This window comes from uncultured Henriciella sp. (assembly GCF_964005855.1).
Taxonomy (GTDB): Bacteria; Pseudomonadota; Alphaproteobacteria; order Caulobacterales; family Hyphomonadaceae; genus Henriciella.
The window spans coordinates 109,353-122,312 of sequence record NZ_CAXFSW010000002.1 but is presented as its reverse complement, the minus strand read 5'-3'; the positions used below and the strand labels follow the sequence as shown (position 1 = coordinate 122,312).

The 12,960-nt window shown below is 63.0% G+C and carries 13 protein-coding genes; 10 read left to right on the top strand and 3 right to left on the bottom strand.

What is annotated here, in order from left to right; all coding sequences use genetic code 11:
* The first annotated feature begins 23 nt into the window (after positions 1-23).
* From purH to tilS, 9 genes are all read left to right on the top strand, one after another.
* Positions 24-1,610 (top strand): bifunctional phosphoribosylaminoimidazolecarboxamide formyltransferase/IMP cyclohydrolase, encoded by a 1,587-nt coding sequence (purH, locus tag ABNU55_RS03650; protein ID WP_290748200.1) that lies wholly within the window; start codon positions 24-26, stop codon positions 1,608-1,610.
* A gap of 3 nt (positions 1,611-1,613) precedes the next feature.
* Entirely contained in the window at positions 1,614-2,057 is a 444-nt protein-coding gene (locus ABNU55_RS03645; RefSeq protein WP_290748203.1) for a YbgC/FadM family acyl-CoA thioesterase, read from the top strand.
* A gap of 184 nt (positions 2,058-2,241) precedes the next feature.
* The gene (gene tolQ, locus ABNU55_RS03640; protein WP_290748206.1) at positions 2,242-2,949 is read left to right on the top strand and encodes a protein TolQ; all 708 of its coding nucleotides are present in this window, start codon (positions 2,242-2,244) and stop codon (positions 2,947-2,949) included.
* A gap of 3 nt (positions 2,950-2,952) precedes the next feature.
* On the top strand, positions 2,953-3,402 hold the full coding sequence (tolR, locus tag ABNU55_RS03635) for a protein TolR (RefSeq protein WP_290748209.1): 450 nt from the start codon (positions 2,953-2,955) through the stop codon (positions 3,400-3,402).
* Positions 3,402-4,301 carry a hypothetical protein gene (locus ABNU55_RS03630; protein WP_290748211.1) on the top strand — a complete coding sequence of 300 codons (900 nt, stop codon included), beginning with the start codon at positions 3,402-3,404 and terminating at the stop codon, positions 4,299-4,301. Before tolR ends, ABNU55_RS03630 begins: the two co-directional genes overlap by 1 nt.
* Positions 4,302-4,326: 25 nt before the next feature.
* Positions 4,327-5,685: a Tol-Pal system beta propeller repeat protein TolB gene (gene tolB / locus ABNU55_RS03625; protein ID WP_290748219.1), complete on the top strand. Its 1,359-nt coding sequence runs from the start codon at positions 4,327-4,329 to the stop codon at positions 5,683-5,685.
* 128 nt (positions 5,686-5,813) lie between these two features.
* Entirely contained in the window at positions 5,814-6,371 is a 558-nt protein-coding gene (gene pal, locus ABNU55_RS03620) for a peptidoglycan-associated lipoprotein Pal (RefSeq protein ID WP_290748220.1), read from the top strand.
* Between the two features lie 107 nt (positions 6,372-6,478).
* The gene (gene ybgF / locus ABNU55_RS03615; protein ID WP_290748223.1) at positions 6,479-7,438 is read left to right on the top strand and encodes a tol-pal system protein YbgF; all 960 of its coding nucleotides are present in this window, start codon (positions 6,479-6,481) and stop codon (positions 7,436-7,438) included.
* The gene (gene tilS, locus ABNU55_RS03610) at positions 7,426-8,685 is read left to right on the top strand and encodes a tRNA lysidine(34) synthetase TilS (RefSeq protein ID WP_348764233.1); all 1,260 of its coding nucleotides are present in this window, start codon (positions 7,426-7,428) and stop codon (positions 8,683-8,685) included. The genes ybgF and tilS overlap by 13 nt, the downstream gene beginning before the upstream one ends.
* Here tilS and ABNU55_RS03605 read toward each other — a convergent pair.
* The 3 genes from ABNU55_RS03605 to ABNU55_RS03595 form a co-directional block, all read right to left on the bottom strand.
* Positions 8,617-9,387 carry a formyl transferase gene (locus ABNU55_RS03605; RefSeq protein WP_290754773.1) on the bottom strand — a complete coding sequence of 257 codons (771 nt, stop codon included), beginning with the start codon at positions 9,385-9,387 and terminating at the stop codon, positions 8,617-8,619. The genes tilS and ABNU55_RS03605 overlap by 69 nt on opposite strands.
* 72 nt (positions 9,388-9,459) lie before the next feature.
* Positions 9,460-10,806 carry a phosphoglucosamine mutase gene (glmM, locus tag ABNU55_RS03600; RefSeq protein ID WP_290754771.1) on the bottom strand — a complete coding sequence of 449 codons (1,347 nt, stop codon included), beginning with the start codon at positions 10,804-10,806 and terminating at the stop codon, positions 9,460-9,462.
* 473 nt (positions 10,807-11,279) lie between these two features.
* Positions 11,280-11,894, bottom strand: a complete 615-nt coding sequence (locus ABNU55_RS03595) for a TetR/AcrR family transcriptional regulator (protein WP_290754770.1) — start codon at positions 11,892-11,894, stop codon at positions 11,280-11,282.
* A 76-nt stretch (positions 11,895-11,970) separates the two neighbouring features.
* Between ABNU55_RS03595 and ABNU55_RS03590 the strand changes: the two genes are divergently transcribed.
* Positions 11,971-12,960, top strand: coding sequence for an NAD(P)H-dependent glycerol-3-phosphate dehydrogenase (locus ABNU55_RS03590; protein ID WP_290754769.1), 990 nt, complete (start codon positions 11,971-11,973; stop codon positions 12,958-12,960).

The window sequence follows — 12,960 nt, the reverse complement described above, 5'->3', positions numbered from 1 at the left end:
CAGAATGAAAGTCGCAAGATCGGATGACTGAGCGTTTCAAGGTTCGCCGTGCCCTGATTTCAGTTTCGGACAAGGACGGCCTTGTCGAACACGGTCAGAGACTGGCCTCTCACGGCGTCGAACTTGTCTCTACTGGCGGGACGGCGCGGACCCTCAAGGAGGCCGGCCTCGACGTGATCGATGTAGCCGACCTGACCGGTTTCCCCGAAATGATGGATGGGCGCGTGAAGACGCTGCATCCGGCGGTCCATGGCGGGCTTCTTTACCGGCGCGATCTTGAGAGTCACCGCAAGGATGCCGAGCGCCACAAGATCAGCGCCATCGATCTTGTCTATATCAATCTCTATCCATTCGAGGCGGCGGTTGCCTCGGGTTCGGATTTTGAGACCTGTGTCGAGAATATCGATATTGGCGGGCCGGCCATGCTGCGCGCGGCGGCCAAGAATGGCCAGTCGGTCGCGGTCTGCACCGATGCCGGCGATGTCGCCGCCGCATTGGCTGAGATGGACGAGCAGGACGGTGAGGTGAGCATTGCGCTCAGCCGGCGCCTTGCGGCCAAGACCTATGCGCGCACCGCAGCCTATGATGCGGCGATTTCCGGCTGGTATGCCGAGCAGCTGCAGGACACCGTGCCCGACTGGGCCGGGTTTGGCGGACAGCTGGCGCAGAGCCTTCGCTATGGCGAAAACCCGCACCAGTCGGCGGCCTTCTATACGACGGGGGCCAAACGGCCTGGCGTCGCGACGGCGCGTCAGGTGCAGGGCAAGGAGCTGTCCTACAACAATATCAACGACACCGATGCGGCCTTCGAGCTGATCGGGGAGCTGGGTGACGAGCGCCCCGCCGTTGCGATCATCAAACATGCCAATCCGTGCGGCGTCGCGACGGACGACTCGCTGGTCGAGGCCTATCGCAAGGCGCTGGAATGCGATTCCACCTCGGCCTTTGGCGGGATCGTCGCGCTCAACCGGCTGCTCGATGAGGAGACGGCCACGGAGATCGCGAAAATCTTCACTGAAGTCGTCATTGCGCCGGGCGCCGACCAGGGTGCGCTGTCGGTGTTCGAGAAGAAAAAGAACCTCCGGCTTCTCCTGACCGATGGTATTCCCGATCCCGAAGCACGCGGGCGCGTCGTCAAGACGGTCGCCGGCGGCCTGCTGGTGCAGGACCGCGACTTTGGCCGGGTGACGCGCGATGATCTTCGCGTCGTCACGGAAAAGGCACCCAGTGAGAGCGAGCTCGACGACATGCTGTTTGCCTGGCGTGTGGCCAAGCATGTGAAGTCCAACACCATCGTCTATGTGAAGGATGGCGCGACGGTCGGGATTGGCGCGGGTCAGATGAGCCGGATCGATTCGGCCCGTATCGCCGCGCGCAAGGCGGTCGATGCTGCGGACGCGGCGGGTTGGGACGCGCCGAAGACGCGCGGCTGTGTCGCCGCGTCGGACGCCTTCTTCCCCTTTGCCGATGGCTTGCTGCAGGCAGCCGAGGCGGGCGCGACGGCGGTGATCCAGCCGGGCGGCTCCATCCGCGATGATGAAGTCATCGAGGCGGCCAATGAGGCGGGGCTTGCCATGGTCTTCACCGGTATGCGCCATTTCCGTCACTAGGCGATGAGCGCGGCGGTCTCCCCCTTCGACGAGCTGAACCAGCACTGGCTGGCGGTGCGCATCTATTATGAGGACACCGATTTCACCGGTATGGTCTATCATGCCAATTATCTGCGTTTCTTTGAGCGCGGGCGGTCCGAGTTCCTGCGCGATGCGGGCGTGTCGCACCAGTCGCTCCTGTCGCGCCCGGACCCGGCGGCCTTTACGCTGACCAATGTGAATGTCGACTATAAGCGCGCGGCGAGGATCGACGACCAGTTGCAGATCCGCTCGCGCTATACCGGCACCAAGGGGGTACGGGTCCTGTTCGAACAGACCGCCCTTCGCGGCGAGGAGATCATCGCCGAGGCGGTGGTCACGGCGGTGATGATCCATGCCGACGGCCGCCCGCGCCGGCCCATTCCGGACGTGGTCGAGCAACTCAGGCCATATATATTTCCCGGCTAGGGAGCGGGCAGGCGCCCCTTCGGTCTGATTATTCGCCGTGCAGTCGCCAATCTGCTGCGAACATAATCGCCAGCGTCAAGTTTCCGCCTGATTTCCGTAAGATAGGGGGGATGCTTTACGAACCCGCGCGGTCCGCCAAAGGCTAGCGCAATGGCTGCCATCAGCCGAGACAAAGAGGAATTTCATGGAAAGCGAAGCTGCCGCTCCTATCGTGTCCGAAGGCGGATTCTCCCTTTTCGGCCTGCTTATGGATGCCGATATTGTCGTCAAGCTGGTGCTGATCATCCTGTTGATCGCCAGCCTCTGGTCCTGGGCCGTGATCATCGAGAAATCCTTCACGGTGTCGCGGGCACGCAAGCGTGCCAAGGCTTTCGAGGACGCGTTCTGGTCCGGCCGGGCCGACGATCTGGACCGCCGCGGCGCCGCGTCCGGCAGCGATGCGGCCTCGCGGATCTATGCCTCTATCACGCGCGAGTGGACCGATGCGCGCCGCGCGCCGGAGTCCGAGGGTCACATGATGATGATCGACCGGGCCGAACGCTCGCTGCGGGCCGGGGTCGACCGCGAGGTCGGGCGCGTCAGCAACGGCCTTGGCGTGCTGGCGACGATCGGTTCTGCCTCTCCCTTTATCGGCCTCTTCGGTACGGTCTGGGGCATCATGAACGCCTTCCTCAACATCGCCGAGAAGCAGGATACCAGCCTTACCAACGTGGCCGGCCCGATTGCCGAAGCGCTGTTCGCGACCGGGCTTGGCCTCGTTGCGGCCATTCCGGCGGTCATCTTCTACAACAAGTTCACGGGCGATATTAACCGGCTGGCCGACCAGCTCGACACGTTCAGCCAGGACCTTCTGGTGCGCCTGTCGCGCCGCGCTTCGGATCTGGGGGCCTAGGTCATGGCTGGCGGATTTGCTTCAGGCACACCAGGACGCGGACGGGGCCGCCGGTCCATGGCGGCGGAGATCAACGTTACGCCGCTGGTCGACGTCATGCTGGTGCTGCTTATCGTCTTCATGATTACCGCGCCGCTGCTGACGACGGGTGTGGAGGTCTCGCTGCCCAAGGCGTCGGCGGAAAATCTGCGCGCGCCGCAGACCCAGCCGCTGTCTGTGTCGCTGAACAGTAATGGCGACATCTTCATCCAGGAGACAGAGATCCAGCCCGATGAGCTGGTCTCCACCCTCTATGCGATTGCCGGCGAAGGCTATGAGGAGCGCATTTTCCTGCGCGCAGATGAAGGCGTGAATTATGGCCAGGTCATGGGGGTCATGACCCGCATGCAGCGCGCCGGATTCCGCAATATCGCGCTGGTCACCGATCCACAGGCCGAGGAGAGCGCCCGGTAATGATCCGCGGTCTTCCCGCATCCATCCTGTTGCACGCAGCCGTCATTGGCGCAGGCTATATCGTATGGCCCTATGTCGGCACGACTGAGACGGAAGAGGAATTTGTGCTGGTGCCGGTCGAGTTGGTCGAGGTCGGCGAGATGACCAATGTCGCGCCTGTCGTCGAGCCCGAAGAGCCCGAGCCGGTGGAAGAAGAGCCAGAGCCTGAACCCGAACCGGAGCCTGAAGAAGAGGATGTCCCGGTCGAGGAAGTGCCAGACGAGCGCGATATTCCGGTCGATGATGTGGAGACCTCCCAGGAGGCGCCCGCGCCTGAAGCTGAAGATGACATCCTGCCAAATTTCGAGGCTGAACCCGACGAGGAAGAGGAAGCCCCGCCTGAAGAGCCGGAGGAGGAGCGTCCCGCGACGCCAAATCCGCAGCGCAAGTCCAGCGCGCTGGACGACCTGCTCAATTCAGCCGAATCCACCTTCCAGAGCGAGCGCGAGACCCGGCGCGAGACCCGCCCGCCGCCGCGCGAGCCGGAGCCTAAACGCGAGGAAGCGCCCGCGCCGCAGGAGCGCCGGTCTGGGGCAGGCGAACGCACGGCCAACACTGTGCGGATCGAGCAGTTGCTCTACAATCAGATCTATCCGTGCTGGGATGGGGTCAGCGACCAGCCCGAACCAGAACGGCTCAATGTCAGCATGCGGGCGCGCCTGGATGCCGAGGGCAATGTGATCGACCTCGATCTCGTCCGGCCCTCACGCGCGCCGATTGGCGACCGCTCCATGCAGCTTGCCATCGAGCGGGCCCAGCGCGCGGTCCAGAAGTGTCAGCCTTACAGGCTTCCAAGGGATGATTACGATCTCTGGAAGGAAGCCACTATCAATCTCGGCCCGGCTTTTACGGGCAACTAGACGTCAGGAAAGGGCGATAAGCCAGATGATCAGATCAATTGCCGCCTATTTGTTTGCCGCCTTCATCGCGGTCATACCGGCCGCCACGGCGCAGGTGACCGTGAACATCTCCGAAGGCACGCTGAAGCCGACACCGATCGCGATTCCGGTCTTCGAGGCAGAAGGTGCCGACCGCCAGCTCGCCACGGATATCACATCGGTGGTGCAGAACGATCTGCTCTCGACAGGGCTTTTCTCCATCACGCCGGAAAGCGCCTATATCCAGCGTGACCTTTCCATCGATAGCCAGCCGCGTTTCGCAGACTGGAAAATCATCCAGACCGACGCGCTGGTCGTGGGTGAGGTGGACCGCGTGACGATTGAGGGGGTGGAGTTCATCCGCGCCTCGGTGCGTCTCTGGGATGTCTATGGCGAGGAAGTCATGCGCCTTGAGGGACAGGCCGGGCGGCGCTTTACCGCCAAGCCGGAAGACTGGCGGCGCATCGCGCACAAGATTGCTGACACGATCTATTCGCGCCTGACCGGTGAAGACCCGTATTTCGACTCGCGTATCGTCTATGTCGCCGAGACCGGGCCGAAGGATGACCGTACCAAACGCCTCGCCATCATGGATTCTGACGGTGCCAATGTGAAATATCTCACCTCGGGCACGTTCACGGTTCTCACGCCGCGCTTCTCGCCGTCGAACCAGCAGATCACCTATATGTCGTTCGAGAATAACCGCCCGCGCGTCTATCTGTTCGACATCCAGAGCGGGCGTCAGGAAGTGCTTGGCAATTTCCAGAACATGACCTTCGCGCCGCGTTTCTCGCGCGATGGCCAGTCGGTCCTGCTGACACAGGCGGCGAACGGCAATTCCGACATCTATCTGCGTGATCTCGTCACACAGAATACGCGCCGTCTGACCGATCACCCGGCGATCGACACCTCCCCGTCCATGTCGCCGGACGGCCGCCAGATCGTATTCAACTCCGACCGTGGCGGCAGCCCGCAGCTCTATATCATGAATACGGACGGTTCACCGCTGACCTGCCCATCAGGCGGACGCGACACGGCCTGCCGCATCACGTTCGGGTCGGGCCGCTATTCCACACCGGTCTGGAGCCCGCGCGGCGACCTGATCGCCTTCACGAAACAGTCTCGCGGCAAGTTCTCCATCGGCGTGATCGGCACCGACGGCGAAGGTGAGCGCGTGCTGACAGAATCCTATCTGGATGAAGGGCCGGAATGGTCGCCGAACGGGCGCGTCATCACCTTCTTCCGCGAGCGCGCGCCGGGCGCAGGCCCGCAGCTCTGGTCGGTCGACCTGACAGGACGCAATCTGCGCCAGATTCCGACGCCGACACAGGCTTCCGACCCGGCCTGGTCGCCGCTTCTGAACTAAAAGTGTGCGGGCGAGCCCAAAAACACCGCCAATACGCCGAATATATTTCGGGGAACCAATCGTCAGCCACGAAGTTGACAAAATCGAGCAATAAGGGTCGCGCCAACGACCTTACGAAGGAGTAACCAATGCGTCGTCTTGTTATCAGCACTGCATCTATTGCCCTGGTTCTGGGAGCGGCCGCCTGTGCGTCCAAGCCTGATCCAGTCGACAATTCGGCGTCACAGGTTTCCGATACGGATTCCGCTCCGACCGGCCCGGTCAACGAATCCGACATCGAACAGCCGAGCCGCGTGATCGATTCCGGCCCGACCGCCGGTTCGCTCGAAGACTTCAAGGTCAATGTCGGCGACCGCGTCTATTTCGATCTCGACCAGTACCGCCTCGATGGCGACGACCAGTCGGTCCTCCAGCGTCAGGCCGCCTGGCTTCAGCAGTATCCGAACGTCCGTATCCTCGTCGCCGGTAATGCCGACGAGCGCGGCACGCGCGAATACAACCTCGCCCTCGGTGAGCGCCGCGCCTCTGTCGTTCGCGACTATCTGGTGAACCTTGGCGTTTCCCCTTCGCGCATCGACACGGTCTCCTACGGCAAGGAGCGCCCGATCGCGGCTGAGTCGAATGAGGCTGCCTGGGCGATGAACCGCAACGCCTTCACCCAGATCATGGGTGGCCCCAGCAGCTAGAGCCTGCTGCCAGTCACAGACAAGGAAAGCCGGGTGTCATAATTTGGCCCCGGCTTTTTTTTAGCTATATGTCCAGTCCATCGTATCGCCTTCCTGGAGCGCCTTTCATGATCCGACCGGTTCTTGCCCTCGCTGCCTTTTCGCTTCTCGCCGTCCCCGTCGTCGAAGCCCAAGCGCAGCGTGCGCCGATCACCCGCGGCGCGACCAGCGGGGACCTTGCGACAACGGTAAGCCAGCTTCGCCAGCAGATGGCGCAGATGTCGCTCGATATCGCGCGGCTGGAAGACGAGATCGGCCGGCTGAACGGTGAAATCGAAACGCTTGAATTCCTGCTATCGCAATCGCGCGACGAGTCGGCGCGCATGCAGGAGGATGACCAGCGTATCGGCGAGACGCTGCGGACCCTCAGCGAACAGAATGACCGCCTGCAGGAGCGTATCTCCGGTCTTGAGCGTCAGATGGACGGGCTTGCCAGTGGCGCGGTGGAAGAAGGCGGCGAGCCGCGCGAGACCGCCGGTGCCCGCGCTTCCTCAGAGCCTTCGCGCAACCGCGCGGCCGAACGCGACGAGCCCCGCCAATCGGCCCGGTCTGAAGAGGCGCAGACAGCAGGCGATGAAACCGGCGGCAATCCCGGCTATCAGGGCTCTCTCGGCACGCTGAGCGCCAGCGAACTGCCCGGTGAGGCCGGACCGCTCTTTGCGGCGGCGAAGTCCCGCCTCCTCAAATTCGATTATGCCGGGGCCGAAGAGGCTTTCCGGGCCTTTCTGGATCGGTTCTCTGACGACCCGCAGGCAGGCGAGGCGCAATACTGGCTGGCGGAAACTCTCTTCCAGCAGGAAGCCTATGCTGAATCCGGCGAGGCATATCTGAAGATGATCCGCGAATATCCCGATGATGCGCGCGCACCGGATGCGCTTGTGAAACTCGCCCGCTCCATGCGGCTTGTTGGCGATACCGATCGTGCCTGCGAGGCGCTGGCCGTGCTGCCGCAGCAATATCCCGACGCCTCCGGCGTGACCAAGAACCTTGCCGCCCTTGAGCGCACGCGTGCGGGTTGCAGCGCCTAGAAGACCATACGCCCGAGCTCATCGATGCGATGACGGATGGGGTGCAAGGCCCGGTCTGCCTCGCCGTGTCCGGGGGCAGCGATTCCATCAGCCTGCTTGACCTTGCAAGCGGATGGTCGCGCCAGTCGGGCCGCAATCTTCTGGTTCTCACAGTCGATCATGGCCTGCGGCCCGAAGCGGCCGGCGAAACCGAATGGGTGGCAGAGACCGCCCGCGCGCTTGGCCATGAGGCGCAGATCCTGCGCTGGACACCGGACAAAAGAAGCCAGAGCGCGGCCCGCACAGCGCGTCATACGCTGCTGGCAGAGGCCGCGAGACAGGCGGGGGCAGGGGTCATTCTTCTGGGTCACACGCAGAGCGACGTCATTGAGACCCTGTTGATGCGTCTTGCGCGGCCCGCCCGCCTTGCCGGCGCCGTGGGTCCGCAGCCTGTGTCGGTCTCCCCGGTCTGGCCGGCCGGGCGCGATATGCTTATCGGGCGCCCCCTCATCGGCTGGCCGCGCCATCTGCTACGAGAGCGGCTGGTGCAGGCGGGGAAAAGCTGGGTGGACGATCCAAGCAACATCTCCGAGGCCTATGAACGTGTCCGGGTGCGCCGTCTCATGGAGCGGCTCGATGCGTGCCGTCTGGGCTCAGTGACCGCGGATGCAATGCGCTTGCGCGCGCTTGAGGACTGGCGGCTGGCCGGGCTTCTGCGCGAGCGGGTGCGGGTCGATGAGGCCGGATTGATCGAGGCTGATCTTGAGGGCGCGCCGCTTTCAAGTCCGGTTTTCAGCCGGTTTCTCGACACGCTCATCCAGACCGCGTCGGGGCGTAGCCGGACGGTGCCTGCAAGCTCGATTGAGGCACTGGGCCTCGAGATCGGCATGGGCGGGCCGGCAGGGCGCATCACGCTGGGCGGGGCCTGGCTGCAACGGCGCGGTGAGACCCTTCTTGCCGGACGCGATCCGGGCGAGCTGAAACCGGGTTGGGTAGATGGCGTCTGGGACGGCAGATATGTGCGCGGCGGGACAGTGAGTTCGCCGGAGGCGGCGCCCTTTCTTGTGCGCCATGCCCTTCCCGATACACCCTTCCGGGAGATCGTGTCGGCGCGGATCGCGCTCTGGTCAGAGGCGCTTCTCCGCGGGGCCAGACTCGCCATGGAGATTGCCGACCTCGGCGATGCGGGCGGACGGGCCTTACCAGACGCCGCGTCTGAGGCCGGTCCAGACATAGCCACCAAAGGTCGGGGCGAACCACTGCCTTGAAGGCAGGTCCACCTGGCGCGGGGTCAGCGTGCCGCGCAGCGCGTCTTCCATCCCCCGGATGACGATGTCCCGGCTGCCAGCGGCCATGCGCCAGAGATAGGTGTGAAAATTATCGCCGGGCTCGGTCTCGACATGCGACTGGTAGAGAACGCCGCCTGTATCGACCCCTTCATCGACCAGGTGGACTGTCGCGCCGAAATGCTCTGGCTCGCCGTTCGCGAGGGCGAAATAGCCGCCGAACATGCCGCGATAGGCCGGGTTGATACCGGAATGATAGTTGATGAAGGGGGCATCGACAGCCTGCAGGGTCGCCTTGCCGATCATGCGCGTAGAGACGACGAAGACGGCCTTAGGGGACGCGGCCTGCAGGGCGGCGCGGCAAGCGTCCGAATTGACCGAGGGGACATCGATGATTTCCGTACCGGCACGCGGGTCCGGCTCCAGCTTTTCGCGTGCGATCAGCTGGGCGATCCGGTCGTCGGTGCCCCCTTTGGTCAGCCTGATCGGGATCCGGGCGGCCTGCATGCTGGCGACCTTGAGGGGACCAAGCATCTTGCGGCGGCGGCGCCAGAGAACAGATGACGGCTCACCCTGCTCACGGATCACCGGGAACGGGCCGAAGCGTTCGCGCAGCACATTTATCATGATCCAGGCGTGGGGGCCGCCGGATGTAAGGGCGACGAGGTCTGAGGGTCTTGTCATGCCAGTTTCCTTCCCTCCGCGTGACATTGAAACTGGATCATGCAAGTTTCAGGCTATTTTCCCCTGGGATAACTAGCCTGCGGCGCGAACGGCGTCGGCAACCTCATTGACGGCTTCTTCCATCATGTCCGCATCCTCGGCCTCTGCCATGACGCGGATAAGCGGCTCCGTGCCGGACTTGCGGATCACGAGCCGTCCGGTGCTGCCAAGGCGCGTTTCGACAGCGTTTATGGCTGCCTTTACGTCGTCGTTTTCCAGGGGTGCAGAAGAATTGTAGCGTACATTGATGAGCTTCTGGGGCACGGTCTCGAAGACGTTTGCGAGTTCGGAGAGCGGCTTGCCGGTCTCCACCATGACGGCAAGCGCCTGCAGGGCGGCGATCATGCCGTCGCCGGTGGTTACGTGGTCGGAGACGACGATATGGCCGGACTGTTCACCGCCCAGATTGAAGCCGCCTTCGCGCATCTTCTCGACCACATAGCGGTCGCCGACCTTGGTGCGCTCGAGCTGGAGGTCGATGGATTTCAGGTATTTTTCGAGGCCCAGATTGGACATCACCGTCGCGACAACGCCGTCGCGGGCCAGAAGGCCGCGCCGTTTCCAGTCGCCTGCGATCAGGCCGATGAGCTGGTCGCCGTCAATTTCCTCACCGCGCTCATCGACGAGGATGCAGCGGTCCGCGTCGCCATCGAGTGCGATGCCGATATCTGCGCGGTATTTGCGAACGGCTTCGCGCAGCGCATGGGTGTTTGTGCTGCCGACCTCCTGATTGATGTTGAAGCCATCTGGCGACACGCCGATGGGGAAGACCTCGGCGCCCAGCTCATAAAGGGCCGTCGGGGCGACCTTGTAGGCGGCGCCGTTTGCACAATCGATACAGACGCGAAGGTTGGAGAGGCGCATACCACGCGGGAAGGTGGCCTTCACGATCTCAATATAGCGGGCTTGGGCGTCATCGACGCGGCGCGTGCGGCCGAGCGCGGACGGCGCGGCGAGCTTGTCGTCAAGCGCGCGGTCCATCCGGCTTTCGATTTCCAGCTCAATCTCATCGGAGAGCTTGTAGCCGTCCGGGCCGAAGAGTTTGAGGCCATTGTCCTCATAGGCATTGTGGCTGGCTGAGATCATCACGCCGAGATCTGCACGCAGGGAACGGGTCATCATGGCGACGCCGGGCGTCGGCAACGGCCCGAAAAGGGTGACGTCCATACCCACAGAGGTGAAACCAGCCACCAGCGCCGGTTCGATCATATAGCCGGAGAGGCGCGTATCCTTGCCGATCACGACCGAATGGCGCCGTGTGCCGCCGCGGCGGAAATACTTGCCGGCGGCCATGCCAAGCCGCATGGCGATTTCCGGTGTCATAGGCGGCGTGTTCGCCGTCCCGCGAATACCATCGGTGCCGAAATATTTGCGCGACATGACATGTCTCCTCGAATCCAGTTGGCAATGCCACAGGCGGCGGGCCGTGCAAAGCGCGAGCCGCTGAGGCGTCCATCGAGTAAGGCTACCACAAATCCCTTAATAGGAGCCTTGCTGCCCCAGTCTGGAGACGGCGGTGACCCAGTCGGCCGATCCAGACCTGCGCGGGAAAGTCCGCAGCCGTAAAGCCAAAAGCCCCGCCAGCGGGCTGCGTGGCGGGGCTCTGGATATCCGTCTCAGTCTGGGGCTGGGCCGATCAGATCAGCAGGCCCGATCCAAGCAGGACGAAGGTGGAGAGGCCTGCGGCCAGCGGGAGGCTGAGCAGCAAGGCGAAAATGCCCTGGCGGGTCTCTGTGGAGGAAACGCTCATTTTTCTTGTCCTTCTTACAGGCCGGGCAGGCGAGCTTGTCTGCTCCGGTGAGAAGGATATAGCACCGGGCAAAACGAAAATCAATGAACGATTTGAATATTATTCAGTGTTCAGTCTCTGGCGTCTTTTCGATGCCCTTTTGCAGGGCGGCGACGACGATATCGAGACAGCCATTCAGTTCACGGCGCAGCTTGGGCAGGGTGAGGCGCGAGAAGAGCTGGGGAAAGCGGTACTTCATGAGGGCCGACTGGATCATCTCTGCGGTATAATTGCAGTCGGCAATGGGCGCGAAATCCCCCCGTTCGACGCCGTCTTCAAGGATGGTGCAAAGATAGATGCGTTCCTGGGCGAGCCCTTCATTCATGAAGAGCGGGCGTTCTTCACCCAGAACTTCCGCCACCTCCAGAATCTTTGCTTCCCGCTCTATGGCGTCATAGGTCTGGTCCAGATTGAAGTGAAAGACCTTGCGAAGGCGTTCTGCTGGCGGCGCGCTGGCGCGTGCGATTTCCGAATAGGTCTGGTAAAGATCGGAATTGAACTGGCGGGCCATGGCCTCTGCGATATCCAGCTTGGACGCAAAAAACCGGTAGATATTGCCAGCCGACATGCCGCAGTCGCCAGCAATCTCCGACATGGTTGTTTTGCCATAGCCATAGTGTTTGATACGGTTCGTTGCCGCATCCAGGATCTGCTCACGGGTCTCGGATTTATCGCTCATGCCTCAAGGATACGGAAATCGCCTGAATGATCAATAAATTCTTCAGTGACCTTAGCAGCCAGGAGCGCGCGCCCTTATGCAGAAAGTAGGAATATTGGGGGCTGGTGCCTGGGGCACGGCCCTGGCCGCGACGGCCGCGAAGGCCGGACGCGACGTCCAGATCTGGGCCCGCGAGGAAGAGGTGGCTGAGGCGCTGAGCAAGGGCGAAGGCAATCCGGTTTTCCTGGCAGGTGTGGAACTGCCCGCCATGCCGGCCTCCAGCGACCTTTCCCATCTGGCCGGGTGCGAGGCCATCCTTTCGGTTGTGCCGGCCCAGCATGCGCGGGCGACCTTTGAAGCACTCGCGCCGCATATCCAGCCCGGTGTGCCCGTCCTGCTGTGTTCCAAGGGCATCGAGAAGTCGAGCCTCAGCTTGATGACCGACGTGTTGCACGAGACTCTGCCCCAGGCGACGCCAGCGGTTCTTTCCGGGCCGAGCTTTGCCGCAGATGTGGCGCGAGGCCTGCCGACGGCGGTGACACTGGCCTGCGCCGACAAGGCGCTGGGGCAGAAGCTGATGACGGCGGTCGGCCGCAACACGTTTCGTCCATACTGGTCGAACGACCTGATCGGTGCGGAGGTCGGCGGTGCGGTGAAGAATGTGCTCGCCATTGCCTGCGGCATCGTTGAGGGACTGGAGCTTGGCAAATCGGCCCATGCCGCGCTGATTTCGCGCGGCTTCGCGGAAATGACGCGGCTCGCCGTCGGCATGGGCGCGCAGGCGCAGACCCTGGCCGGTCTTTGCGGACTGGGGGATCTCGTCCTGACCTGTTCCTCCACCCAGTCCCGAAATATGAGCTTCGGCAAGGCGCTGGGTGAGGGCCAGAAGGCCGAAGACATATTGGCGGCCCGAAATTCGGTGACCGAAGGGGTGGCGACCGCGCCGGCGCTGGTCGAGCTGGCCGCGCGTGAGGGTGTGACCATGCCGATCTGCCTTGCGGTGCATGAAATTCTGGCAGGCGAAAAGAATGTGGACGAGGCGATAACGGCGCTGCTCAACCGTCCGTTCACGCAGGAAGGGCTTTAG

Coding starts and splice junctions, on each gene's coding strand:
- purH (WP_290748200.1), top strand. CDS start 24: ATGACTGAGCGTTTCAAGGTTCGCCGTGCCCTGATTTCAGTTTCGGAC.
- ABNU55_RS03645 (WP_290748203.1), top strand. CDS start 1,614: ATGAGCGCGGCGGTCTCCCCCTTCGACGAGCTGAACCAGCACTGGCTG.
- tolQ (WP_290748206.1), top strand. CDS start 2,242: ATGGAAAGCGAAGCTGCCGCTCCTATCGTGTCCGAAGGCGGATTCTCC.
- tolR (WP_290748209.1), top strand. CDS start 2,953: ATGGCTGGCGGATTTGCTTCAGGCACACCAGGACGCGGACGGGGCCGC.
- ABNU55_RS03630 (WP_290748211.1), top strand. CDS start 3,402: ATGATCCGCGGTCTTCCCGCATCCATCCTGTTGCACGCAGCCGTCATT.
- tolB (WP_290748219.1), top strand. CDS start 4,327: ATGATCAGATCAATTGCCGCCTATTTGTTTGCCGCCTTCATCGCGGTC.
- pal (WP_290748220.1), top strand. CDS start 5,814: ATGCGTCGTCTTGTTATCAGCACTGCATCTATTGCCCTGGTTCTGGGA.
- ybgF (WP_290748223.1), top strand. CDS start 6,479: ATGATCCGACCGGTTCTTGCCCTCGCTGCCTTTTCGCTTCTCGCCGTC.
- ABNU55_RS03605 (WP_290754773.1), bottom strand. CDS start 9,387: ATGACAAGACCCTCAGACCTCGTCGCCCTTACATCCGGCGGCCCCCAC.
- glmM (WP_290754771.1), bottom strand. CDS start 10,806: ATGTCGCGCAAATATTTCGGCACCGATGGTATTCGCGGGACGGCGAAC.
- ABNU55_RS03595 (WP_290754770.1), bottom strand. CDS start 11,894: ATGAGCGATAAATCCGAGACCCGTGAGCAGATCCTGGATGCGGCAACG.
- ABNU55_RS03590 (WP_290754769.1), top strand. CDS start 11,971: ATGCAGAAAGTAGGAATATTGGGGGCTGGTGCCTGGGGCACGGCCCTG.